The organism is Pseudomonas sp. ICBG1301 (genome assembly GCF_016918385.1).
GTDB classification, from domain to species: Bacteria; Pseudomonadota; Gammaproteobacteria; order Pseudomonadales; family Pseudomonadaceae; genus Aquipseudomonas; species Aquipseudomonas palleroniana.
The window spans coordinates 214,080-227,104 of sequence record NZ_JAEKGB010000003.1; the positions used below are offsets into that span (position 1 = coordinate 214,080).

Consider the following 13,025-nt stretch of genomic DNA (forward strand, 5'->3'; position numbering starts at 1 on the left):
GTGTCCTCAGGGTCAGTGATGGGGTGAGGTCATTGAGCGCCTGGGAGGTATCTGGTCTGTGTCGTCGATCTTGGGTTTTGTCTCGTTGTGTATTGGCTGAATATTTATGTACTTGCCGATACGAAGGAGGGCTGAAGGGGGAAGGGGCAGTATGTGGCTGGAAAGCCATTTAATTGACTTAAAGCCGTTCGTCCGAAAAATAATCTGCTAAAACATCAAAATAATGACACTTTTCTGTGCCTGACCCAGAATGCATTCACCGGGACGCCTATAAAAAAGACCTGCGGCTAGTGCCTGCTTGCCGAACTTCACGTCTTTAAGCTGCGTCGTGAGGAGAAGGCTATGAGCCTCAGCGAAGAACTTTTGGCGTTATTTGGCAAAGATGTCAGCCACGATGCCCAAGGCATTAATGCGCGGATGCACTTTTTTGGCAGTGTGCCTGGCGACGAAAACACCCACTCACATTCCCCGCCCGTCGATATCGCGGTTGTGCGCGCCAAGGTCGTGGCGCTGGTGTCTATCAATGGCGGCGTTGGGCGCAGCACGTTGGCCACGGCCTTGAGCAGTGGCTTGCAGCGTCATGGTGAGTCAGTGGTGGCGCTGGATCTGGACCCGCAAAATGCCTTGCACCATCACTTCGGCGTCAGTGCGGCGTTACCCGGTATTGGTCGCACCAGTCTGGAGCATGGGCAGTGGGGGGCTTTGCAACAGGTCAGCTTCGCCGGTTGCCAGGTGATTACCTTTGGCGATATCGATTTCCAGCAGCAGGAAAACCTGGAGCGTTGGCTCAAGCATGAGCCCGGTTGGTTGGCGCAGCGTCTCGCGTCCCTCGGTCTGAGCGAGCGGCAAACGCTGATCATCGATACGCCTGCCGGTAATAACGTCTACTTCCATCAAGCGCTGAGCGTTGCCGACGTGGTGCTGCTGGTGGTTCATCCCGATGCTGCGTGTCTTGCCACTCTGGAGCATTTTGACCAACTGCTGGCGCCCCATCTTGAGGGCTCTCGCCCACCCTCTGTGCATGTAGTGGTCAATCAGGTGGACGAGAGCGATGCCTTCGGCCTGGACATGGTCGAGGCCTTCAAGCAGCGCTTGGAGTCCCCACCATTTGAAGTACATCGTGACGTGGCAATCAACGAGGCGCTGGCCTTTGCGGCAGACCCGTTGGACAGCGCAGCCAAGCGGCTGGCCGGAGACGATATCAATGAGATTTGCCTGGCGTTGAAGGCACCGAAAAAGAAACCATGAAGCACGCTTTATAGGCTTAATGCCAGATGCTTATTCACAATCGGTTGGTTGCGGCTGTCAGGCGACGGCCATTTTGTGGAGCGGTTCTCAACACGCTGCAACTGCCTGTTTTGTGTGCATTTTATTTTGTGAACAAAAAATGACCAGCGTGCCTTTTGGCCTGCAGCGCTGATGGGAACAGCCTCTGTAAAGAATTCATCAACAGAGTTATCCACAGGGGCGTGTAGGAAATTTTGCCCCTTAATCGCGCTCGGCCAGCACCATCAAGTTGCGTGGGGTCAGGGCGGGCTCACAGAAGCTGCCTATCTCGACCTTGTAGCCCTGTTCCGACAGATAGAGCGCCCGGTCCAACACTAGCCACATCTCCAGCGGGCGTCGAAACAAGCCTCGCACCAATTCCAGGTTGCGTACCTGTGCGAGGCGGCGCCAACCCTCGGCCTCCAGTGCAGCCCAATCCTGTTCACCTGTGGATAAGCCCTTGAGGTTCGCCAGTTCCCGGCAGTAGTCGGCGAAGGGTTTGCCCAGCCAACTGGCGGGCAGTGACGGGGTGGGTAAGTAGTCGTCGTGGCCGCGTAACTGGCGTTGCAGGTGGTCAAAGCCCAGGCGTCGAGCCATGGAAGTGTCACGTTGTTGGCGCACGCGATTGCCGGCGGTGACGGTTTCGCTCAATGGCAGGCCCAGGTCATCCTTTGACAGGTGCAGGGCTGACGTACGGCCGGCGCTCGATAGCGGTTGGTAGTGCTCGGCATTGATGCGGTTATAACAGCAGGGCGCCAGCGCCAGTTGTTTGCAGCCGGCAGCACTGGCCAGTTGCAACAGGCGCACGTGCAAGTCGCCGCAGGCATGCAAGGCGACGGGCGTGTGGGCGGGGCTGAGTGTCACATCCGCCATCACGTCTTGCAGGCGATGCGTGACCGGCAATCGGTGGTGCTCGCTCAGCGCCTGGCCTGAGTCGATCAGGGCGGGGTCGTATTCCAGGCAAGTCAGTTGCTGGCCGGGTTGCAGCAGGCGACGGCCGAGATGACCTTTGCCGGCACACCAGTCCAACCAGTGGCCAGGTGTTTCGGTGAATTGCAATGCGGCGCCGAAGGCTTCGATCTGCTGCCATTTGCGGCCAGGCACGTCGACGTTCAGGCGGTGGCGGGCCGGCTCCAGTGCGCGTTTGGGTAACTCGTCCACTGCACTGAGGCGCAATGCCCGCTCCGCCAACTGTGGAAAAGGCGCAGGCGCCGCTAACGCGTGGGCATGATTGTGGCTGGCTTCGGCATCCGCCAACGAGCGTTGGCGAAGCCAGTGGGCCAACTCGGGATGCGCGGCTTCCCAGGGTAATTGCAAGTGCGTAAAGGGCCGTGGTCGCCACAGCCCTTGATGCTCGATCAGAAACGCATCCAGCGCTTTGAAACGGGCCTCAGCGTCCCTGGCAGGCATCGACGCGCAACCAGCGTTCGAGCAGTTTGAAGCCGCGCACCAGGATGTAAGCCATCAGCAGGTAGAACAACCCGGCGGCGAAGAATATCTCCACCGGCAAGTAGGTGCGGGCGATGATCGTACGCGCCATGCCTGTCAGCTCCAACAAGGTCACGGTGCTGGCCAGGGCGCTGGCCTTGAGCATCAGGATCACTTCGTTGCTGTAGGCCGGCAGGCCGATGCGCGAGGCGCGGGGCAGGATGATGTAGAACAACGTCTTGGGCTTGGACATGCCCAGGGCGCGTGCCGCTTCGATCTCACCCGGCGGGATGGCCTGGATCGCGCCGCGCAGGATCTCGGCGATATAAGCGGCGGTGTGCAGGGTCATCGTCGCCGTGGCGCACCAGAACGGATCGCGCAGGTAGGGCCAGAGGACGCTCTCACGGACCGTATCGAACTGTGCCAGGCCGTAATAGACCAGGAACAACTGCACCAGCAGTGGCGTGCCCCGGAAGAAGAAAATGTAGGCGTAGGGCAGGGCGCTCACGTACCAGCGGCGCGAGGAACGGGCGATGCCCAGCGGGATCGCCAGCAGCAGGCCGGCAATCACCGCGATGGCGACCAGTTCCAGCGTGAGGGTGGCGCCCTGGGCGAGCTTGGGCAGCCACTTGATGATCACGGCCCAGTTCAGGCCCAGGTCGAAATGCGCCAGCCAGCTGTAGTCGCCGCTCATTGGGTGCTCCTTGCAAAGCCGCGGGCGGCGCGTTTTTCCAGGAAGTGCATGCCGGTCATGGCCAGCACGGTGAGGCCCAGGTACATGAATGCCGCGACCATGAAGAAGGTGAAGGGCTGCTTGGTCACGGTCACGCCGATCTGGGCGTGGCGCATGATTTCTTCCAGGCCGATCACCGAAACCAGTGCAGTGTCCTTCATCAGAATCATGAACAGGTTGCCCAGGCCGGGCAGGGCGATGCGCCACATCTGCGGCATGATCAGGCGGGTGAAAATCCTGAACTTCGACAGCCCCAACGCCACACCCGCTTCGCGGTGGCCCTTGGGAATGGCGAGGATCGCGCCACGGAACACTTCCGTGGCGTAGGCGCCAAAGCACAGGCCGAGGGCGATCACCCCGGCGGCAAAGGCACTGAGAGAAAGGTCGGGGTTACCGAAGAACTCACCGAGGGCACGCATCAGGTTGACCGTGCCGAAATAAATCAGCAGCACCCACAGCAATTCGGGAATACCGCGGACGATGGTCGAGTAAGCGCCGCCAAGCCATTGCAGCGGCTTGTACGGGGACGTCTTGGCCAAGGCGCCGGCAAGGCCCAGCACCAGCCCCAGGCACAGGGCCGTGAGCGCCAGTTTGACGGTCATCAGCGCGCCGGCGGCAAGTGCCGGGCCGAATCCGTAGAGATCGAAATTCATGGTGTTTTCATATCGCAAGGCAGAGCTTAAAGCCGGCGTGCTCCGCTGAGCACGCCGGGCAAGTCGTTCAGATCATTCGATGCTGAACGGGAAGTACTTGTCGTTGATCTTCTTGTAGGTGCCGTCTGCCTTGATCTCCGCCAGGGCTTTGTTCAGGCGCTCGCGCAGTGGGTCGCCCTTGCGTACGGCGATACCGATCTTGTCGCTTTCTACAACCGGGTCGCCTTTGAACTCGTAGGCCGAACCGTCTTTGCTCTTGAGCCATTCGTATTGCACGTACTTGTCGGCGAGGATGCCGTCCAGGCGCCCGGACGTCAGGTCGAGGTAGGCGTTTTCCTGGGTGTCATACAGCTTGGCGGTGGTGTCCGGCAGCTTGTCTTCCAGGTAAGTACCGGCCAGGGTCGCTCGCTGTGCGCCGATGGTTTTGCCCTTCAGGTATGCCGCGTCGGTCTTGAAGTCCGCAGTGGCTTTCGGCGCGATGAATTGCAGCTTGTTGGAGTAGTACGGGTCGGTGAAGTCGACGGCCTGCTTGCGTTCATCGGTGATCGACAGCGAAGACACCAGGAAGTCGAATTTCTTGGCGTTCAGGGCCGGGATGATGCCGTCCCAGTCGGAGACATACACTTCACACTTCTCGACTTTCATCTTGGCGCACAGGGCGTCGCCGATGTCTTTGTCGAAGCCCACGACGTTGCCGCTGGCGTCTTTATTGTTGAAGGGCGGGTAGGCCGCTTCGACCCCCATCTTCAGGGTTTCCGCCATGGCTGTGGCGCTGAACGCCATCGAGACGGCCGCGGCCAGAAGGAATTTTTTATAGTTCTGCATGCATGTTGCTCCGTTAGCGGTTGCTGGACATGAATTGTTTGCAGCGTGCCGAAAGCGGGTTTTCAAACACCTGCTGTGGCGATCCTTGCTCTTCGACCAGGCCCTGGTGCAAGAACACCACTTCGCTGGACACCTGGCGGGCAAAGCCCATTTCATGGGTGACCAGCAGCATGGTGCGGCCTTCTTCGGCCAGTGCGCGGATCACATTAAGTACTTCCTGAACCATTTCCGGGTCAAGGGCCGAGGTCGGCTCGTCGAACAGGATGACCTTGGGCTGCATCGCCAGGGTGCGCGCAATGGCCGCCCGTTGCTGCTGGCCGCCGGACAGTTGCGCAGGGTAAGCGTGGCGTTTGTCGGCGATGCCGACCTTGGCCAGCAGGGCTTCGGCCACTTCAATGGCTTCAGCCTTGCTCTGGCCGAGCACGCGGCGGGGCGCCTCGATGATGTTGTCGAGGATGCTCATGTGCGGCCACAGATTAAAGTTTTGAAACACAAAACCAATTTCGCTGCGCAGGCGGTTGATCTGTTTGCCGTCGGCAGCCATCAGCTCGCCGTTTTTCGCGGCCTTGAGCTTGAGTTCCTCACCGGCGACCAGGATCTGGCCCTGATGGGGGTTTTCCAGCAGGTTGATGCAGCGCAAAAAGGTGGACTTGCCGGAACCGGAGGAACCCAGGATCGAGATCACGTCGCCGTCGCGGGCGGTCAGCGAGATACCTTTAAGTACCTCCAGCTCACCATAGCGTTTATGCAAGTTGCGGATTTCAAGCGCGGGCGTGGCCTCAGCCATGTGCGGTCCTCATTGTGTTCGTTGCGTTCGACGCTGTTGGGCCGCCTTCCTGGCGAGGCGCCAAGCTAGCATAGCGTTCGGATGGCAGCCAACAGCGCTGCGGGCGGTTAACGGGTGGTCTGCGGCAGGGTGTCGCATCGGCACAGCAGCGTGTCGCGCCATCTACAACCTGACAGACGTTTGAACCCGGTAAATCCACAGGCTTCGCGTAAAAAAGGGCGCGATGGTGCCAGCTTTGGGCGGGTGTTGGAAGGGTTAACCGGGCAAACGGTGCTTATCAGCCCTTTTATGAGGCGTCACGTACTTTTTGTGTGTGCTTTTGGTGCGTTTGTTCGTCTTGAAAGTGGGTCGCACGGTAACGCTATAGCGGAATGCCATTGTTCTCAATGACTTGCGTCGGTTGTTGAATCGTCCTACAGCCCGCGTCAATCGCGGCTTTGTAACATTTTGGCGCAAATCTTGCGTAAAAAATAAAGAACGCCCCGTTGGTTTCTTTTCACGAGAAAGACTGCAGGCGGGACGGACCGTTTTCGCAATTCCTCGCAAAGGTGTGTCAATGAGTAGTACGCAAAGCTCCAATGACCTCGAACAGGGGCTCAAACCGCGTCATGTCACCATGCTGTCGATTGCCGGCGTTATTGGTGCCGGTTTGTTTGTCGGCTCCGGCCATGCGATCGCTGCAGCCGGCCCGGCCGTGCTATTGGCCTACGCGGCGGCCGGTACGCTGGTGGTATTAGTGATGCGCATGTTGGCCGAAATGGCCGTTGCGTCGCCGGACACCGGTTCGTTTTCCACTTATGCCGACCGTGCGATCGGCCATTGGGCCGGTTTCACCATCGGCTGGTTGTACTGGTGGTTCTGGGTGCTGGTGATTCCGCTGGAGGCCAACGCCGCTGCGACCATCCTTCATGCCTGGTTCCCCGGCGTGGCAATCTGGGCGTTTACCCTGATCATCACCTTGCTGCTGACGGCGACCAACCTGTTCAGCGTGAAGAACTACGGTGAGTTCGAGTTCTGGTTTGCACTGATCAAAGTGGTGGCGATCGTCGGCTTCGTGATCCTCGGGTTGGCGGCGGTTTTCGGTTTCCTGCCAACCAGCCAGGTCAGTGGCGTCTCGCACCTGTTCGACACCCAGGGCTTCATGCCTAATGGCATCGGCGCAGTCTTGGCGGCCATCCTGACGACGATGTTCTCGTTCATGGGCACCGAGATCGTCACCATCGCGGCGGCTGAATCGAAGAACCCCGGCCAACAAATCACCAAGGCCACCAACTCGGTGATCTGGCGGATTGGTTTGTTCTATCTGTTGTCGATTTTTATCGTCGTATCCCTGGTGCCATGGAACGATCCGACTCTGGCGGCGGTAGGTTCCTACCAGACGGTGCTGGAGCGCATGGGCATCCCGAATGCCAAGTTGATCGTCGACCTGGTGGTCTTGGTTGCGGTGACCAGTTGCCTGAACTCGGCGCTGTACACCGCCTCGCGCATGCTGTTCTCCCTGGGGCGTCGCGGTGATGCGCCGGCTGTATCCAAGCGCACCAACAAAAGCGGCACGCCTTACTGGGCGGTGTTGCTGTCCACTGGCGCGGCGTTCCTGGCGGTGTTTGCCAACTACGTGGCGCCGGCGGCAGTGTTCGAGTTCCTGCTGGCCAGTTCCGGTGCCATTGCGTTGCTGGTGTACCTGGTGATTGCGGTGTCGCAACTGCGCATGCGCCAGAAGCGCACGGCGGCGGGCGAGAAGATCGCGTTCAAAATGTGGCTGTTCCCGGGCCTGACCTACGCGGTGATGGTGTTCATCGTCGGTACGTTGACCGTCATGCTGTTCCAGGAAGCGCATCGGGTCGAGATTATCGCGACCGGCATCTTGAGCTTGTTGGTGGTGTTGGCGGGGTTGGTTGTGGCAAGCCGTCGCAAGGCTCAAAGAGTGGGTGCTGCAGTACTGAACTGACACGCCGCAGAGCAAAAATGTGGGAGGGGGCTTGCTCCCGATAGCGGTGTGTCAGTACCAGATACTCTGACAAACCTGATGCTATCGGGAGCAAGCCGCCTCCCACATTTCGTTTTGCGTCAGTCTTCCGAGTTGGCGAGCGCTTGGGAAGCTGCCACGTAATCGGCCTGGAACTCTGACGATTCGATCCACGCCAGCGCCGCCGCTTCGTCATCGCTGTCCGTGGCCCATTGCCGATACTCGATCAGCGCCGCCAGGATAAAATCGGTGGCTTCCTCTTCGCCTTCCTGCTCCAGCACCAGTGCCAGCAAAGGGTGCGACAGGAATGCCGCACACAGCGCCTGCTGGCTGATTTCACCGGCTGTGCGCATTTCAACAAACAGCTCGGTCAAATCCACCGATTCAAGGTCGATACGGTTGTCATCGCCGGCGAACGCATCCGGCTTCGCCGCGACGGCGCGTTGGGTGCGGTTTTGCTTGGCCTTGGCCTTTGCCCGGTGGGCGCGTTTTTGCTGTTTGTTTGGCGAAGCCATGGGCTTGCGTCCTTGGTTCAGGATCGGGGTCGGGTATTGAAGCGCAGGTTGGGTGAAATCCCAAGGGAATCTACGTGCGTTCCGTCACTCGGTGCCCGGGCGTACCGTCTGCCATCTCGCCTTTTTGTAGCCACGCCAGTGCGATGGGCCATAGTCGGTTCTGGTACTCGCTACGGAAGAACGCGAAATGTCCGACGTTTTTCTCGCCGATATTTTCGGGGGCAATCCGCCAGTGAGTACATTCGCTGTTGTTGAAATAGCCCAGTAACCGTTCGATGGCCGCCACGGTGCCAAACGGGTCGTCGGTCATGCTGATGGCCAGTATCCGCGCCTTCACGCGGCTAAATGGCAGCTCACCCAGGATGCGACCGCTGGGGCGTCTTTCGTAACTCGAGGTCGGTGTGGCCCAATCCTTCACCACGCCCGTCGGCGTGTCCTCCAACCAGCCCAGACGCTTGCCGGGGAAGTAACCGCACAGTGCCGTCAGCAAGGGCATCGCCACATGCCATTTGGCAAGCATGCGCCAGCGTTCGCTTGCGTGATAATCGCGCCAGTAGGCGAACTGCGCGCCTACCGTGACAACCCGCCGAATCACCGCTCCCGATGCCCCCAGTCCGGCAGCGCAACCGCCGAAACTGTGGGCGACCACATCAATCGGTTGCCCGGGAAATTCTCGCTGAGCCCGTTGCAGCATTGCCTCGAAATCCAGCACGCCCCAATCTGACCAAGAGGCCTTGAAGCCGCGCAGGGAGCCGTCCCTGGATTCGCCGATGCCGCGATAGTCGTAAGTGATGACGTCCAAGCCATTGGCAAACAGATAGTCGGCAAAGCGTGAATAATGGCGGCAGCGCACGGACGTGGCGGCGTTGATGATCACCACCGGGCGTGTTGGGTCGGTACGGATGTGCCGCCAGGTGAAGCCGCCGATAAGGTAGCCGTCGGCGGCAGGCTGTCGAAAGGCTTCTGGGGTAGGTCGGGTCGGCAGGTTCATCGGTTGCCTCAATCCATGCGCTTGTAGGGTAAGCCTGGAGACTCATGCGCTTTTTTATAAGAAGCCGAAATTACCAAATTTAACCTGCCATGCGTGCAGAAAGTGCCGGTATGCTCGGTGTATCGCCTCGGCCGCCCAGGCTTGCGATCGTGTTGATTGAACAGAGTGGCCCATGACCCGCGACACCCTCGAACACCACCAGATTCCTGTGTACTTTGCGGCGGTCCTGCTGGCTGCCTGCTTCGGATTGCTCGCGCCCGTGGCCGCCCAAGGGCTTGGCATGCTGGTCATGCCCGCCATTGCGGTGCTGATGTACGCGATGTTCCTGCAAATTCCGTTTCTGGACCTGCGCCAGGGCTTGACCAACAAACGCTTCCTCTGGGCATTGTTGCTGGCCAATTTCGTCCTGGTGCCATTGCTCGTGTGGGCGTTGACGCGTGGCCTGGTGGAGCGCCCGGGTTTGCTGGTGGGGGCGCTGTTGGTGCTGCTCACGCCGTGCATCGACTACGTGGTGGTGTTTACCCATATCGGCAAGGGCGATTCGCGGTCAATGCTGGCGGCGACGCCGCTGCTGTTGTTGCTGCAATTGGTGTTGCTGCCGGTTTACCTGAGTTTCCTGTTGGGCGCGCAGTTCGAGGGGGTAGTGGCGGTGGGGCCGTTTGTCGAGGCATTCCTGGGGTTGATCGTGGCGCCGATGATCCTTGCGGTGCTGACCACGGCCCTGGCGCGCCGCTCCAAGATTGTCGGCGCGTGGAACAATGCCTGGGCCTGGCTGCCGGTGCCGGCGATGGCGTTGGTGCTGTTTGTGGTGATCGGCGGGCAGATCAGCGCAGTGGTGCGCGATATCGGCCTGTTGTTGCCGGTGGTTCCGGTCTACCTGGGCTTCCTGTTGTTGGCGCCGCTGATGGGCGCGTTTGCATCGAAGTTGTTCGCTTTGCCCGCGATGACGGCGCGGGCGGTGACCTTCAGTGCATCGACCCGCAATTCGCTGGTGGTGCTGCCCCTGGCGTTGGCTCTGCCCGAAGAGGTGCGAGGTATTGCCGCAACGGCAGTCATCCTGCAAACACTGGTCGAGTTGGTGGGGGAGCTGATCTACATTCGCCTGGTGCCACCGTGGGTGTGGCCCGCCAATCGGTAAAGCGTGAATGTTGGGTTTTGTTCAGGCGTCATTCAGGACGGGCTGCGGCACCATAAGTCGGCGCACCCTACCTGAAAGGACAATCGATGGACCACCGCAGTCGTTTTCGCCTGGAGTCCCTGGGCATTTTTCTGATCGCCTTACTGCTATTCACCCTAGGGATCTGGGATCAGCAGCCCCAGGGTTTTGATGGGCGTTGGGCGCTGTTTATGCAGGAAATGTTTCGCCATGGTGCGAGCCTTTTCCCTACTACCTATGGTCAGCCGTATGCGGATTACCCCGGCACGGCGACTTTCTTCAGTTTTGTGTTTGCCCGGTTGTTTGGTGCGCCGAATCACTTGGCGAATGTGCTGCCTACGGCGCTCGCCTCGGCAGGTGTGGTCGCCCTGATCTACCGCTTGCTGGCGCCTGCTGGCCGTCCTTGGGCGTTGCTCACGGTGTTGCTGACGCTGCTCACGACCCAGTTATTGGAAAAATCCCGCTCGGTATGCCTGGACCAGATGGTCGCGTTGTTGTGCGTCGGCAGTTTTTATCTGCTGCACAGCGGCGAGCGTCTGGGTTCGCGGGTGCGGCAGTTGGCGGTGTTCCCGCTGTTCGTCCTGGGCTTCGCGATTCGCGGGCCGCTGGGGTTGATCGAGGTGTGCGGGGTGGTGTGCGTGTATTGGGCGCTGGCTCGGCCAGGCGAGAGGGTCAAGCAGGTGCTGGTCCACGGCGTTGTCGGGTTGGTGCTGCTTGCGGCGTGCTGGTGGCTGCTGATGAAGCTGGCACGTATCAGTGGCGGCGATGCCTTTGCCGATGAAGTTTTCAAAATGCAGGTGGGTGGCCGTCTTGATGAGTCGGGCGAGCCGTTTTATTTCTACTTCAAGCTGAGTTTGTATCGCTACTTCCCTGTGGTGCCGATGGCGCTGGCGACCTTGATTGTGCTGCGTCAGCGTTGGTCTGAGCGCTGGGCGAATGAGGACATGCAGCTTTTTTGGCGCCTGGGCGCGTGTGGCTTGATGATTTTGCTCGGCCTGTCGGTGCCACACTTCAAGCGTGCTTACTACATCCTGCCAATGGTGCCGATGTTTGCCGCTGTCGCCGCCTATGGGCTGCTTCACGCGCAAAATTGGTTGGTGGGTGTACGTCGCGGTTATGAATGGCTTGTCGCAGCGCTACCGGCCTTGGGCGTGGTTGTGCTCTTCGTCTGTCGACAGGTATGGCAAAAGCACGGTTACTGGCCTGATGTTTCGCTGCCGCTGCTGATCGGTGTGCTGGTCATTCTTCAAGTGGCGGCCCTGGTGGCCTGGCGGCGGGAGCTGAGGTTGGTGTCGCTCAGTGTGATCGCGCTGGCGGCGCAATGGCTGCTGCTGGTGGCGGTGATCGAGCCGGCCAAGGACCTGCAATTCGATACGCAGCGGTTCGTCAGCCAGGTAGAAACACTTCGGGTATCGCAGCCCGGCCCGTTGGTGTTTGTCGATCTGGCGCGGGACACCTGGGCCATACGCTACATGATGAACCTGGACCACGATGAGCAGCCGCTGTTCGTGGGGCGTAACGAGCTTGAGAAGTTGAACGCGTTGCCGCGTCCATCCTGGGTGATTGTCTCGCGTAAAGAGACTGCGCTTTTGAAGGGCACGCCGGTGGAGCAACTGGCGCCCAGCTTCGAAGGGCGCTTGAATGACAATCCGTTGATGGTGTTTTTGCTCAATTAAACCGCGGAACCAGTGCAGGCTACTTGCACTGGTAGCCCTCCGGCATCTTCACGGTGTAGTTGCGTTGCACGCGATCCTGAAAATTCAGGTTCTGCAAACCCTGTTCAACCAGGAACGCCTCGACTTTGGCCGCCTGGCAATCCTCGTTGTAGGACGTTGCCCGAAGCACATACACCGCGCGCCGGCTCGCTTCGTCCCGAGCCGTGGCGGTGAACGTGGTGAGCGTGGTGTAGCCGGTTCGCTCCGAGGTGCCCACTGGGCCATAGGTGGTATTGGGTTTGCTGGTGCAGGTCAGTTGATCGTCTTTTTTCTTGTTCTTCTTGCACTCAGTGGTGGTGCTGGTCGGCACCTGGCCGTACTCGGTGGCGGTGTAGCGGTAAGTGACCTGGCGGCTGTCGACATCGAGCGTGACGGTCATTCTGATCGGTGCAGGGTTCTGAGGCAGGGTGGTGTCAGTGAACACGTTGCGAAAGCCCTGGTCCTTCATGGCCCTGACCATGTCTCGAAGGTAGTAGCGCGCATTGAGCGTGTTCTGCGCATTGCCGCCAACGGAGGTCGTCACCAGCACGGTTGCCTCTCGATCAAAGTGATAGTCCGGATCAGGTGTTGCGTTGATCGAAACATCCATTTGCGTGGCGCATCCGCTGAGCAGTGCAGCCAGCAGTAACAGCGCGCAGGACAAATACCGGGTCATGAAATCACTACCTTGCAGCCAGAAATGTAAAAACTAGACGATTGAGCCGCACGATAAACAAGCTTCAACTGGGGGGCGGTCCGGCGTGGCCCTGAGTTCGTCCAGCCGGCGTTAAATCGTGGGCAATAAAAAACCCCAAGGAATCATCTTCGCTTGGGGTTTTTCGGTATTAGTGGTGCCCAGAGACGGAATCGAACCGCCGACACGGGGATTTTCAATCCCCTGCTCTACCGACTGAGCTATCTGGGCAACGGGGCGCATTAAACGGGTTTTTCAGGGGGGCGTCAAGCAAGTTTTCAAAAAATATTTAATTATTACCGTCGCTTACGTTCCGA

The 13,025-nt window shown here is 59.5% G+C and carries 12 protein-coding genes and 1 tRNA gene; 4 read left to right on the forward strand and 9 right to left on the reverse strand.

From position 1 onward, the window contains the following. The first annotated feature begins 342 nt into the window (after positions 1-342). Positions 343-1,248 (forward strand): cellulose biosynthesis protein BcsQ, encoded by a 906-nt coding sequence (gene bcsQ / locus JBE38_RS08215; protein ID WP_205344102.1) that lies wholly within the window; start codon positions 343-345, stop codon positions 1,246-1,248. 240 nt (positions 1,249-1,488) lie between these two features. Here bcsQ and JBE38_RS08220 read toward each other — a convergent pair whose 3' ends face one another. The 5 genes from JBE38_RS08220 to JBE38_RS08240 all read right to left on the reverse strand — a co-directional run bounded on the left by JBE38_RS08220 (position 1,489) and on the right by JBE38_RS08240 (position 5,692). After that, on the reverse strand, positions 1,489-2,676 hold the full coding sequence (locus tag JBE38_RS08220) for a methyltransferase (RefSeq protein ID WP_205344103.1): 1,188 nt from the start codon (positions 2,674-2,676) through the stop codon (positions 1,489-1,491). Then, positions 2,657-3,346 (reverse strand): ABC transporter permease, encoded by a 690-nt coding sequence (locus JBE38_RS08225; RefSeq protein ID WP_060754698.1) that lies wholly within the window; start codon positions 3,344-3,346, stop codon positions 2,657-2,659. The genes JBE38_RS08220 and JBE38_RS08225 overlap by 20 nt, the downstream gene beginning before the upstream one ends. 38 nt (positions 3,347-3,384) lie before the next feature. Continuing rightward, entirely contained in the window at positions 3,385-4,080 is a 696-nt protein-coding gene (locus JBE38_RS08230; RefSeq protein ID WP_053253867.1) for an ABC transporter permease, read from the reverse strand. 72 nt (positions 4,081-4,152) lie between these two features. Then, positions 4,153-4,905 (reverse strand): ABC transporter substrate-binding protein, encoded by a 753-nt coding sequence (locus JBE38_RS08235; protein WP_205344104.1) that lies wholly within the window; start codon positions 4,903-4,905, stop codon positions 4,153-4,155. Positions 4,906-4,918: 13 nt separating this feature from the next. Further along, positions 4,919-5,692, reverse strand: a complete 774-nt coding sequence (locus JBE38_RS08240) for an ABC transporter ATP-binding protein (RefSeq protein ID WP_010213906.1) — start codon at positions 5,690-5,692, stop codon at positions 4,919-4,921. 556 nt (positions 5,693-6,248) lie between these two features. On the opposite strand from JBE38_RS08240, the gene gabP reads away from it, so the two are divergent. Then, the gene (gabP, locus tag JBE38_RS08245; protein WP_060754624.1) at positions 6,249-7,640 is read left to right on the forward strand and encodes a GABA permease; all 1,392 of its coding nucleotides are present in this window, start codon (positions 6,249-6,251) and stop codon (positions 7,638-7,640) included. A 119-nt stretch (positions 7,641-7,759) separates the two neighbouring features. On the opposite strand, the gene JBE38_RS08250 is transcribed toward gabP, so the two are convergent. Both JBE38_RS08250 and JBE38_RS08255 read right to left on the reverse strand, forming a co-directional pair. Next, complete coding sequence (locus tag JBE38_RS08250; protein WP_205344105.1) at positions 7,760-8,173, reverse strand: hypothetical protein; 414 nt, start codon at positions 8,171-8,173, stop codon at positions 7,760-7,762. Positions 8,174-8,243: 70 nt separating this feature from the next. Continuing rightward, a complete protein-coding gene (locus tag JBE38_RS08255) occupies positions 8,244-9,164 on the reverse strand; it encodes an alpha/beta fold hydrolase (protein WP_205344106.1) in 921 nt (306 codons plus the stop codon). A gap of 172 nt (positions 9,165-9,336) precedes the next feature. Here JBE38_RS08255 and JBE38_RS08260 point away from each other — a divergent pair, with 172 nt between their 5' ends. After that, entirely contained in the window at positions 9,337-10,302 is a 966-nt protein-coding gene (locus JBE38_RS08260) for an arsenic resistance protein (protein WP_205344107.1), read from the forward strand. An 86-nt stretch (positions 10,303-10,388) separates the two neighbouring features. After that, positions 10,389-11,996, forward strand: a complete 1,608-nt coding sequence (locus tag JBE38_RS08265; protein ID WP_205344108.1) for an ArnT family glycosyltransferase — start codon at positions 10,389-10,391, stop codon at positions 11,994-11,996. A gap of 19 nt (positions 11,997-12,015) precedes the next feature. On the opposite strand, the gene JBE38_RS08270 is transcribed toward JBE38_RS08265, so the two are convergent. Beyond that, complete coding sequence (locus JBE38_RS08270) at positions 12,016-12,690, reverse strand: hypothetical protein (protein WP_060754619.1); 675 nt, start codon at positions 12,688-12,690, stop codon at positions 12,016-12,018. Positions 12,691-12,863: 173 nt separating this feature from the next. After that, positions 12,864-12,939, reverse strand: a tRNA-Phe gene (locus JBE38_RS08275). Positions 12,940-13,025: the final 86 nt, after the last annotated feature.